This window comes from Nocardiopsis sp. JB363, from assembly GCF_900143625.1.
Taxonomy (GTDB): Bacteria; Actinomycetota; Actinomycetes; order Streptosporangiales; family Streptosporangiaceae; genus Nocardiopsis.
Map to the genome: position 1 here is coordinate 1 of NZ_FRFF01000017.1, position 11933 is coordinate 11933.

The 11933-nt window shown below is 72.3% G+C and carries 7 protein-coding genes; all 7 read left to right on the forward strand.

Annotated elements, in window-relative coordinates; all coding sequences use genetic code 11:
• Nucleotides 1-745 precede the first annotated feature (745 nt).
• Nucleotides 746-1513, forward strand: coding sequence for an SDR family oxidoreductase (locus BQ8420_RS03515; RefSeq protein ID WP_087096356.1), 768 nt, complete (start codon nucleotides 746-748; stop codon nucleotides 1511-1513).
• A 77-nt stretch (nucleotides 1514-1590) separates the two neighbouring features.
• Nucleotides 1591-2754 (forward strand): isochorismate synthase, encoded by a 1164-nt coding sequence (locus tag BQ8420_RS03520; RefSeq protein WP_087096357.1) that lies wholly within the window; start codon nucleotides 1591-1593, stop codon nucleotides 2752-2754.
• A 1-nt stretch (nucleotide 2755) separates the two neighbouring features.
• The gene (locus BQ8420_RS03525; protein WP_087096358.1) at nucleotides 2756-4426 is read left to right on the forward strand and encodes a (2,3-dihydroxybenzoyl)adenylate synthase; all 1671 of its coding nucleotides are present in this window, start codon (nucleotides 2756-2758) and stop codon (nucleotides 4424-4426) included.
• A gap of 4 nt (nucleotides 4427-4430) precedes the next feature.
• Nucleotides 4431-5090, forward strand: a complete 660-nt coding sequence (locus BQ8420_RS03530; RefSeq protein WP_087096359.1) for an isochorismatase family protein — start codon at nucleotides 4431-4433, stop codon at nucleotides 5088-5090.
• Between the two features lie 32 nt (nucleotides 5091-5122).
• Nucleotides 5123-6439 carry a lysine N(6)-hydroxylase/L-ornithine N(5)-oxygenase family protein gene (locus BQ8420_RS03535; RefSeq protein ID WP_235005903.1) on the forward strand — a complete coding sequence of 439 codons (1317 nt, stop codon included), beginning with the start codon at nucleotides 5123-5125 and terminating at the stop codon, nucleotides 6437-6439.
• A 3-nt stretch (nucleotides 6440-6442) separates the two neighbouring features.
• Entirely contained in the window at nucleotides 6443-6682 is a 240-nt protein-coding gene (locus BQ8420_RS03540; protein WP_087096360.1) for a phosphopantetheine-binding protein, read from the forward strand.
• A 72-nt stretch (nucleotides 6683-6754) separates the two neighbouring features.
• A partial coding sequence (locus BQ8420_RS03545; RefSeq protein WP_143847095.1) for a non-ribosomal peptide synthetase occupies nucleotides 6755-11933 on the forward strand: 5179 nt, incomplete at its 3' end.

Sequence of the window (11933 nt, forward strand, 5' to 3'; positions counted from 1 at the left end):
GCAACACCTTCTCGTCCTGAACGGTCAGGTGCTTGAGGCGGGTGCGCACGGCCACTCCGGTGGGACCCGAAACCGGGTAGGGGTCGGCGATCGGTCGCAGGCCTCGCTGATCGGTGCCCGCCACCCGCTCCTCACCCCCTGACCGTGTTCGATCCCGTGCTCGAACACCACGCTAGCCGCGCCCAAGGGCGGGTGTCCCGCGAATCGGAAAACTCCTCCGCCCGGGGGTGGGGGTGCGCACCGCTCGGATCCGGTTCCCACACTCTTCGCGGGCGGAGTGGTTCGAGGTGTTCGCTCGTGTACGTTCACGCACACTCATGTGACCGCGCACACGAACAGATGAGGACCCTTTCCGGTCGGTCGGATCGGGGGCCGCGGGGAGGGTGGATTCCGGTCGGAGCGTGACCTCGGGTGACAACCACCTCACCCCCGCGCGGTTTCAACCGTCGCTCGTCGGTCTCGTTTCCGGTATCCGACGCCCATGCGCCCCGTCGTGCTCAGTTCGCCCTTGGCCGATCCGAGCTGCGAAAACGTGGGCGAGTTCCTCTCCGGGGCGGATTCGCGCTCCGGCATCCCGCGCTTCGCGGCCGGGTGCGTGTGACCCAGGTCTCCTGGTGCGCCCGGTTGACACGCCCCCGTCCCCCGCCCGAAACTTGCCGCGGATCACTTAGGTTAGGTTTCCCTAATTAAGGCTAGGGTTGCCTAATTATTTGCAGGTCAGCATGGCTGGAAGGGGAAGCTCAACGTGAACGGGATCGACGGTGCCGTCACCGTGGTCACCGGAGCGGCCGGCGGGGTCGGTCGGGCCGTCGCACTGGACCTCGCCGCACACGGCGCCCGGGTCGCGGTCGTCGACGTCGACACCCTCGGCCTCGACCAGACCCTCCACCGGTTGACCGCCACCGGCCACAAGGCGTTCGCGTTCACCGCCGACGTCACCGACCCCATCCGAGTGGAGAGCATCTTCGACGAGGTCGAAGCGCTCCTCGGACCGGTCTCCACCGTCGTCAACGCGGCCGGGGCCCTGGCGACCGGTTCCGTCGTGGACTGCTCCGACCAGGACTGGCGGCGTCTCATCGCGGTCAACGCCACCGGAGTGTTCAACGTCGGCCGCGCCGCCGCCCGACGCATGGGACCGCGCGGTCACGGTGCCCTGGTCACCGTCGCCTCCAACGCCGCCGGAGTCCCCAGGTCCGGCATGGCCGCCTACGCCGCGTCCAAGGCCGCCGCCGTGGCGTTCACCAAGTCCCTCGGACTGGAACTGGCCCCACTCGGGGTGCGCTGCAACGTCGTCTCACCCGGCTCCACCGACACACCCATGCTCCGGACGATGACCCCCGATCCCGAGGCGTTGATCGATGGCGACCCGAGCCACTTCAAGGTCGGCATCCCCCTGCGTCGCCTCGGACAGCCGCAGGACGTGGCCGAGGCCGTGCGCTTCCTGCTGGGCGACGCCGCCCGCCACATCACCATGCACGAGCTGTACGTGGACGGCGGCGCCACCCTCCGCTGATCCCGCCACCACAGAGCCCTCGCCACGAGGCCCCACCCCGGCCGCCCCGAGTGCCTGACACAGAAAGGCCCCCACCCATGCCCGATCAGCGCACCGCCGCCCCCGCGGCCTCCGCGGGCGAACTCCTGTCGGCCTACCGGCCCGGGGACGCGTTCTTCTCCACCGCCACCGGCGTCCTCCACGGCACCGGCGCCCTGCACACCCTGGACCGGCTCGACGACCTTTCCGCAGCCCTCGCCGACGCGGGTCCCGACGCGGTCGCCATGGGCGCCCTGCCCTTCGACACCTCCGGCCCCGCCCACCTGGTCGTCCCCGAGACCGTGCGCCGGGCCCCCTCGCCCACCGAGGGGCCGGCCCCCGAGAACCGATGGCGGCCCCTGGGCGAGGGATGGCGCCTCACCCCCGTCCCCGAACCCGAGGCGCACGTGGCCGCGGTCGAACGCGCGGTCAAGCTCATGGCCGAGGACGCCGATCTGCGCAAGGTCGTCCTCGCCCGCAGTCTGCGTGTGGAGGGCGACGAGCCGATCGACGTCGCCACCGTCCTGGCCAACCTGCTCTGGCGCGACCCCACCGCCTTCGTCTTCGCCACCGACCTGCCCGAACGCGGCTCCGGGACCCGCACGCTCATCGGCGCCAGCCCCGAACTCCTGGTCGCCAAACGTGGCCGCGACGTGCTCTCCAACCCCCTGGCCGGGTCCGCGCCGCGCAGCGCCGACCCCACCAAGGACCAGCGCAACGCGGTCGACCTGCTCACCTCGGCCAAGGACCGCCACGAACACGCGGTGGTGGTCGACGCGGTCACCGAATCCCTGCGGCCGTTCTGCCGCACGTTGTCGGTGCCGACCGAACCCGAACTCGTCAAGACCGCGACCATGTGGCACCTGTCCACCCGCGTGAACGGCGAACTCACCGACCCCGACGTTCCCGTCCACACCCTGGCCGCCGCCCTGCACCCCACCCCGGCGATCTGCGGCACCCCCACCGGTCGCGCCTTCGACACCATCACCGACCTCGAACCCTTCGACCGCGGCTTCTACACCGGCGCCGTCGGCCACAGTGATGCCCACGGTGACGGCGCATGGGTCGTCACCATCCGCTGCGCCGACGTCGCGGGGAGCACCGTCGACCTGTTCGCCGGCGGCGGGGTCATGCCCGAGTCCGACCCCGAGGCCGAACTCGCCGAGACCTCCGCCAAGCTGCGCACCCTCCTGCTCGCCCTCGGAGTGAACGGAACCGTCTGAGATGACCCCCGCCCACGACCGCCGCCGCACCATCGACCCGGCCGACTGGACCCCCTGGCCCCAAGAGCTGGCCGACGCCTACCGCGAGGCCGGGTACTGGACCGGCGAGACCTTCCCGGCGTTCCTGCGCGAGCGGGCCGCCCGGTTCGCCGATCGCACCGCCGTCGCGGCGGGCCGCACCCGGTGGACCTACGCCGAACTCGATCGGCGCGCCGACGCGCTGGCCACCGGTCTGGCCCGCCTGGGCGTGGCCGAGGGCGACCGGGTGGTGCTCCACCTGCCCAACGTCCCCGAGGTGTTCGAGGTGGTGTTCGCGCTGTTCCGGCTGGGCGCCCTGCCGGTCTACGCGCTGCCCGCCCACCGTCGCAGCGAACTGCTGCACCTGGCCGGTACCGCCGAGGCCGTGGCCCTGATCACCACCGACACCCAGGGGTCGTTCGACTGCCGGGCGATGGCCGCCCAGGTGCGCGAGCAGGTGCCCGCTCTGGAACACGTGGTGATCGTGGGCGACCCCGGCGACACCGACGGCCTCACCGCCCTGGCCGACCTGCGCGCCGAACCCGACCCCACCGTCCTCGCCGAACCCGATCCCGGTGACGTGGCGTTCTTCCAACTGTCCGGTGGCACCACCGGGCTGCCCAAGCTCATCCCACGGACCCACGACGAGTACCTGTACTCGGTGCGGGCCAGCGCCGACATCTGTGGCCTGGACCCCGACACCGTGTACCTGGGCGCCCTGCCCGTCACCCACAACTTCCCGATGAGCTCACCCGGGTTCCTCGGCGTCTTCCACGCCGGCGGCGTCGTCGTCCCGGCCCCCGACCCGAGTCCGGCCACCTGCCTGGACCTGATCGAACGGGAACGCGTCACCGTCACCGCGGTCGTACCACCCGTGGCGATGCTGTGGATGGACGCCGTCGAACGCGGCTCCCAGGCCGACCGCGACCTGTCGTCGCTGCGCGTGCTCCAGGTCGGCGGCGCCACCTTCCCCGCCCAAGCGGCCCGACGCGTCACCCCGGTGCTGGGCTGCGCCCTGCAACAGGTCTTCGGGATGGCCGAGGGGCTGGTCAACTACACCAGGTACGACGACCCCGACGAGGTCGTCACCACCACCCAGGGACGCCCGATCAGCGCCCACGACGAGATCCTCGTCGTCGACGACGTCGACCGCCCGGTCCCCGAAGGCGATCCCGGCCACCTGCTGACCCGCGGCCCCTACACGATCCGCGGCTACTACAAGGCCCACGACCACGACAAGAGCGCCTTCACCGCCGACGGTTTCTACCGCACCGGCGACATCGTGCGCCGACACCCCTCCGGCAACCTGGTCGTCTCCGGACGCGCCAAGGACCAGATCAACCGGGGCGGGGAGAAGATCGGCGCCGAGGAGGTCGAGAACCACCTCCTGGCGCACCCGGCCGTCCACGACGCCTCGATCGTCGCCGTTCCCGACCCCTACCTGGGCGAACGCACCCACGCGTACGTGATCACCCGTGACGGACCACAGCCCACCCGTTCCGAGGTCCTCGCGTTCCTGCGCGGGCGTGGCCTGGCCGCCTACAAGATCCCCGACCGGGTCAGCTTCGTCGACGCCTTCCCGGCCACCGCCGTCGGTAAGACCTCCAAACGCGATCTGCGCGCGACCCGCACCACCTCCGGAACGGACGAGTAGACCGATGGCACTGCCCACGATCGACCCCTACCCACTACCCACCGCCGACGAGCTGCCCGCCAACCGGGCCCAGTGGACCCTGGAGGCCGGCCGCGCCGTCCTTCTCGTCCACGACATGCAGCGCTACTTCCTGCGCCCCTACGCCCACGGCACCCAGCCGGTGACCGGCGCCACCGCCAACATCGTGGACCTGCGCGCCGCCTGCCGGGCCGCCGGAGTCCCGGTCGTCTACACCGCCAAACCCGGTGACATGACCCCCGAACAGCGCGGACTGGAACGCGACTTCTGGGGAGCGGGCATGAAGTCCGTCGCCGAGCACACCGAGATCACCCCCGAACTCGCCCCCGAAGGCGAGGACATCCTCCTCACCAAGTGGCGCTACAGCGCCTTCGCCCAGACCGACCTGGCCGAGCGCATGGCCGCCCAGGGGCGCGACCAGATCATCGTCACCGGGGTCTACGCCCACATCGGCTGCCAGCTCACCGCCGCCGACGCGTTCATGCGCGACATCCAACCGTTCCTGGTCGCCGACGCCGTGGCCGACTTCAGCGCCGACCACCACCGTTCCGCGCTCGTCTACGCCGCCGGGCGCTGCGCCACCGTGCTGCCGACCCAGGACGCACTGAACCTGCTGTGCGACGTCCCGGCCTCCACCGGGGCCTGAGATCCGTGTCCGACCTCCACGAAGGGACCACCGTGGCCCCCATCGACCACCCGCCCACCGTCCACGACCTGGTCGGGGTGGGATTCGGCCCCTCCAACCTCGGCCTGGCCATCGCCCTGGCCGAACGCGGACAGAAGGGCCACGCCCCGCCGCTGACCGGGGTGTTCCTGGAACAACAGTCCGCCTTCGGCTGGCACCAGGGCATGCTCATCCCCGACGCCACCATGCAGGTGTCCTTCCTCAAGGACCTGGTCACCACCCGTGACCCGGCCAGTGGGTTCAGCTTCCTGTCCTACCTGCACCACGTGGACCGGCTGCACGACTTCATCAACCACAAGACGCTGTTCCCGCTGCGTCAGGAGTTCCACGACTACCTGAGCTGGTGCGCCGACCGGGTCGCCGACCAGGTCCGCTACGACCACCGAGTCACCGAGGTGCGCCCGGTGTACTCCGGTGAGCGCGTCACCCACCTGGACGTGGTCGCCCACGACGGCTCCGGGAACGAGGTGGTGCTACGCGCCCGCAACGTCGTCTTCGGCCCGGGTCTGCGACCCCGTATGCCCGAGGGCACGCCGCAGTCCTCGCGCGTGTGGCACAACGAGCACCTGCTCACCAACCTGGCCGGGCTGCCACCGGGCGCCGACCCGCGCTCCTTCGTGGTGGTGGGCGCCGGACAGAGCGCCGCCGAGGTCGCCGACCACCTTCACCAGCGCTTTCCGCGCGCCCAGGTCCACGCGGTGCTCTCCCGCTACGGCTACAGCCCCTCCGACGACAGCCCCTTCGCCAACCGGATCTTCGACCCCGAAGCGGTGGACGCCTTCCACGCGGCCCCGCAGGAGGTCAAGGACCGACTCATGGGCTACCACCGCAACACCAACTACTCGGTCGTGGACCCCGACCTCATCGGCGAGCTGTACCGCCGCCACTACGCCGAACGCGTCCACGGCGAAGTGCGCCTGCACCTGCACAACACCTCCCGGGTCGCCGGGTTGGTGGAGAGCGCGGACGGGGTGGCGGTGGCCGTGGAGGACCTGATCACCGGCAAGCAGACCCCCGTGCCGGCCCACTACGTCGTGTTCGCCACCGGTTACCATCCCGCCGACCCCAGGCCGCTGATGGGTGATCTGGCCCGGTACCTGGTCGACACCCCCGAGGGGCTTCCCGCGGTGGAACGCGACTACCGGATGGTCACCCTGGACACCCTCACCTGCGGCCTCTACCTGCAAGGCGGCACCGAGCACACCCACGGGGTATCGGCGTCGCTGCTGTCCAACATCGCGACCCGGGTCGCGGAGATCATCGACTCCGTCGCGGCGCGCGCCGGAGCCCCCACCGACGAGAGGGTCTGACCCGTGCCCCACGAGACCACCGCGAGGTTCACCGTCGATCGGGTCCTCGCCGACGCCGCCCACATCCTCGCCGAACCCGTAGAGACCGTCGATCCCGCCGAGAACCTGTTCGACCGCGGCATGGACTCGGTACGGGTGATGAGCCTGATGGAGAAGTGGCGCTCCGACGGCGCGGAGACCGACTTCGCTGACCTGGCGGAGAACCCCACCGTGCACGCGTGGGTCGCGCTGCTCAACGCCTGACCCGTCGTTCCCGTCGTCCCCTCGTCGCCGTTCGCGGCGCCGAACCCTTCTTCCCCGAGGAGAGCCCGACCCATGGCCGAACTCCACGACGTCCCCGTGGGCCTGACCGGTGCCCAGGCCGGAGTCTGGTACGCGCGACTGGCGGCCCCGGACAGCCCGGTGTTCAACGTCGGTCAGTACACCGACATCCCCACGGACCTGGACACCGACCGCTTCGCGGAGGCCGTGCGCGTGCTCGTCGCGGAGAGCGACGCGTTGCGGTTGCGCGTGGTGGCCGACGGAGATGGGGTCGCACAGGTGGTCCAGGATGGTGCGTCCAGTGAACCGGACGTCCTCGACCTGCGCGGCGACGACGGCGAGGAGGGCGCGGTCGAGCGGGCCCGCGCGTGGATGCGGGCCGACCGCGAACGCCCGATCGACCCCACCAGCGAACCGCTCCACCGGTACGCACTGCTCCGCGTCGGGGACCGGCGCTGGTTCTGGGCGCAGCGCTACCATCACCTGGCGGTGGACGCCTACGCCATCACGATGATGGCCCGGCGCGTGGCCGACGTGTACACGCGCCTGGGTCGGGGTGAGGACGTGCCGGCCTCGCGCTTCGGCCGGCTCGCCGACCTGGTGGCCGACGAACACGCCTACGAGACCTCCGAGCGCCACACGACGGATCGCGCGTACTGGGTCGACCGGCTCGCCGAGCGGCCCGAACTGGCGCTGCTGTCCGCGGCTCCGCCCGCACCGCACGCCTCCTTCCTGCGCACCCGCGCGGACGTCGCCTCCGGCACCGCCGAGGCGCTGGACGCACTTTCCGCAGAGTACGGCGCGACCTGGGCCGACGCGGTGGTCGGGGCCTTCGCCGCCTACACCCACCGACTGACCGGGGCCGACGACCTCCTCCTCGGTTCCCCAACGATGGGTCGGGTCGGCACCGTCGGCCTGCGCACCCCCGCCATGGTCGTCAACGTGCTGCCACTGCGCCTGCGCGTGGGCTCGGCCCACACCGTCGCCGACGTCCTCGTCCACACCGCCGCCGCCCAGCGCGAACTGCGATCCCACCAGCGCTACCGGTCCGAACGGTTGCGCCGTGACCTGTCCGCCGTCGGCGACGGGTTCGGCCTGTACGGACCCGAGATCAACGTCAAGCTGTTCGACTACGTCTTCACCTTCGACGGGGTGGACTCCACCACCACCAACCTGTCCGAGGGGCCGGTCGACGACATCGCCGTGTCCGTCTACCGTCCCGCCGGCGGCGGCCTGGTGTTGGAGGCCAACGCCAACGCCGAACGCTACGACGAGTTCGGCGCCCACGCCCTGCTCGTCGGGTTCGCCCACTTCCTCGACGCCTTCGCCAGGGCCGGAGGTCGTGCCCGGATCGCCGAGTCGGACACCACCGCCGCCCCCGACACGCTCATGTCCACCGCGCCGGTCCCGGGCGAGCGAGCACCCGTCACCGAGACCCTGTTCCACGCCGCCGCGAAGGACCCCGACGCCACCGCCCTGGTCCACGGAGAGGTGCGCGTGAGCCGCGGCGAACTCGTCGACCGGATCGATCGGCTCGCCCACCTGCTGCGCGAGGCCTCGGTCGGTCCCGGCGACACCGTCGCCCTCGCCCTGCCCCGTTCCGTCGACCTGGTGGTCGCGCTCTTCGCCGTCCTGCGCGCCGGCGCCGCCTACGCCCCGCTCGACCCCGACCACCCGACCGAACGCCTGGCCCGGGTACTGGACGGAGCCCGACCCACGCTCGTCCTGGCCGACTCGGCCACCTCCCACCTGTTGCCCGAGTCCACCACCGCGCGACTGCTCGAACTCGACTCCGACCAGGTGCGCGACGCCCTGGCGGCCCAGACGATCGGCCACCTGCCCGCCCCCGACCCGCGTTCGGCCGCCTACATCATCCACACCTCGGGCTCCACCGGTCGCCCCAAGGGCGTGGTCGTCGAACACCGGGCCCTGTCCGCCCTGGCCGACACCCAGCGTGCCCACCTGCACGGCCACCTGCCCGAGGGCGCGCGCGTCGGGCACACCGGCTCCTTCACCTTCGACGCCTCCTGGGACAGTCTCCTGGGCCTGGTCCACGGCCACGAACTCCACCTGCTCGACACCGACCTGTTGATGGACCACGCCCGCTTCGGCGCACACGTGGCCGAACGACGGCTCGACCACCTGGACCTGACCCCGAGCTACCTGCGGGGGCTGCTGGACTCCGGAGAGCTGCGTCGCCCGCCCGCGTTGCTCACGTTCGGCGGCGAGGCCTGCCCCCAGAGCCTCTGGGAGGACCTGCGCGCCCTGAAGGGCACCCGCGCCCTCAACTTCTACGGGCCCACCGAGAACACCGTCGACGCCCTGGTGTGCGACGTCGCCGACACACCCGACACCGCCATCGGCCGCCCGGTGCCGGGCGTGCGCGCCCACGTGTTGGACGCCGCCCTGCGCCCCGTGCCCGCCGGAGTCCCCGGAGACCTGTACCTGGCCGGCGACCGGCTCGCCCGCGGTTACGTCGGCCGGCCCGACCTGACCGCCGAACGCTTCGTCGCCGACCCCTACGGCCCGCCCGGCACCCGCATGTACCGCACCGGGGACCGGGCCCTGCTGCGCGCCGACGGCGCCGTCGCCTACCTGGGCCGGGCCGACGGTCAGGTCCAGGTGCGCGGCCACCGGGTCGAACCCGGTGAGATCGACGCGGTGGCCACCACCCATCCGGACGTGGCGCAGAGCGCCACCGTGGTGCGCCAGGGCACCGGTAGCGCCCACCTGGTCACCTACGTCGTGCCCTCCACAGGCATCTCCACCGACACCGACCAAGGGGACGAAACCGGGTTCGAGGCACGGGTGATCGACCACTTGGCCGCCCACCTGCCCGACTACATGGTCCCCGCACGTGTGGTGCCCATGGACCGGCTGCCGCTCAACTCCAGCGGCAAGATCGATCACGCCGCCCTGCCGGAGCCGGCCGCGCCCACCACCGACCCCACCGCACCCGCCACCGCCGCCGAGGTGGCCCTCCTCGGTGTGCTGTGCGAGGTGCTGGGCACCGACCTGGGTCCCAACGACGACTTCTTCCGGCTGGGCGGTGACAGCATCCTCGCCATCCAGGTGGTCAACCGCGCCCGCGCGGCCGGTCTCTCCCTGGTGGTGCGGGACGTGTTCGAGGCGCCCACCGCCGCGGGCATGGCCGCACGGGCCGACACCGGACCCGCCGCGCCGCGCGTGCCCGACAACCCCCTCGGTGAGGTCGCCGCCACCGCCGTGGCCGCCGAACTCCTCGCCCAGGGCGCCCCTTCGTCCCGTTTCACTCAGTCCCAGGTGCTGTGGACCCCCGCCGGGATCACCCGCGACGTCCTCTGCGAGGCCCTGCGCGCCGTCATCGCCCACCACGGGGCGCTGCGCCTGCGCGTACGCGACGGCGCGATGGAGGTACCGCCCACCAAGGAGGTGCGAGACCACGACCCCCTCATCCGGGTGGACGCCACCGACCTGGCCGAACCCGCGCTGACCGACGCCATCGTGGCCCGGGCGCGCGAGGCCCACACTCGCGTCGACCTCGCCCAGGGGCACCCCCTGACCGCCGTGTGGTTCGACGCCGGCCCCGACCACATGGGACGACTACTCGTCCAGGTCCACCACCTGGCCGTGGACGGGGTGTCCTGGCGGGTGATCGGCCCCGACCTCGCCGAGGCCGTGGCCGCGCTCAGCGCCGGCCGTCCCGTCCGGCTCGCCGGCGCCGGGACCTCCCTGCGCCGCTGGTCACATCTGCTCCACGAGGAGGCCCGCCACCCCGAACGCCTGGCCGAACTCGACCACTGGCTCGACCAGACCGACCCGGCCGTCCACCGCCGTCTCGGCGCCCGCGACCTGGACCCGGCCACCGACCTGGTCGCCGCCCGACGTGGCCTGGACGTGGAGCTGGACCCCGACCTCACCCACCAGGTCCTCACCGGCATCGGCTCCGTCTACCGGGTCGGCGCCGAGGAGGTACTGCTCACCGCCCTGGCCCTGGCCACCGGGCAGCGCCTGCTCGTGGAACTGGAGGGCCACGGCCGACGCGACCTGTACACCGACACCGCGGACCTGTCCCGCACCGTCGGATGGCTCACCACGTCCCACCCGGTCGCCCTCCTCCCCGACGCCGATCCCGCCCGCGCGCTCAAACGGGTCAAGGAGACCGTGCGCGCCACCCCCGGTCACGGACTCGGCCACGGGCTGTTGCGCCGGTTCAACCCCGAGACCGCCGATCTGCTCGCCGGTCGCGCCCGACCCGACGTCCTGTTCAATTACCTGGGCCGCTTCGGTGCGTCCGCCGCCCGACCCTGGGAGTCGGCCCCCGTATCCACCCGGGTCATGCTCGGCGAGGACCCCGATCAGCCCCTCTCCCACGGTCTGGAGGTCGGCGCCATCGCCCAGGAGGGTCCCGACGGCGCCCGCCTGCACCTGAGCCTGCGCTGGGCGCCCGGCGTCCACGAGTTCGAGGACGTGCGGGCCCTCGCCGACCGGATCACCGGCGCGTTGCGGGCCCTCGCCGAGGCCGCCGCCGGCCCCGGGGCGCACACCCTCACCCCGGCCGACCTGCCGCTGCTGTCCCTGGACACCGCCGACATCGAACGGGTCGAGAACGCCTGGGCGCGCACCAGCGGCGACCCGAACGCGCGCCTGTGCGACCTGTGGCCCGCCACCGCGCTGCAAGCCGGCCTGGTCTTCCACAGCCTCTACACCACCGGCCACGACGCCTACACCGCCCAGTCGGCCACCCGTGTCGAGGGCGACCTGGACCCCGAACGGTTGCGCCGGGCCGCCGCCCTGCTCCTGGAGCACCACCCGAACCTGCGGGCCGGCTTCCACACCCACGCCGACGAACTCGTCCAGTTCGTCCCCGCCGCCGTGGCGCCCCGCTGGCGCGAGATCGACCTGTCCGACTCCGCCGACCCCGGCGCCGCGCTCGAACTGCTGCGCGCCGAGGAACTGGCCACCCCCTTCGACCTCGCCCATCCGCCGTTGCTGCGCTTCACCCTGGCCCGGACCGGCCCCGACCGCCACGTGCTGGTGGTCACCGATCACCACACCCTCCTCGACGGTTGGTCCACCCCGCTGTTCCTGCGAGGACTGTTCGCCCGCTACGCCGACCCCGATACCCCCGCACCCGCCACCGGCTTCCGCGACCACCTCGGGTGGCTGGCCGAACGCGACACCGACGCCGCCGACCACGCCTGGGCCACCGAACTCGCCGACCTGCCGGGCCCCACCCTCCTGGCCCCCGACG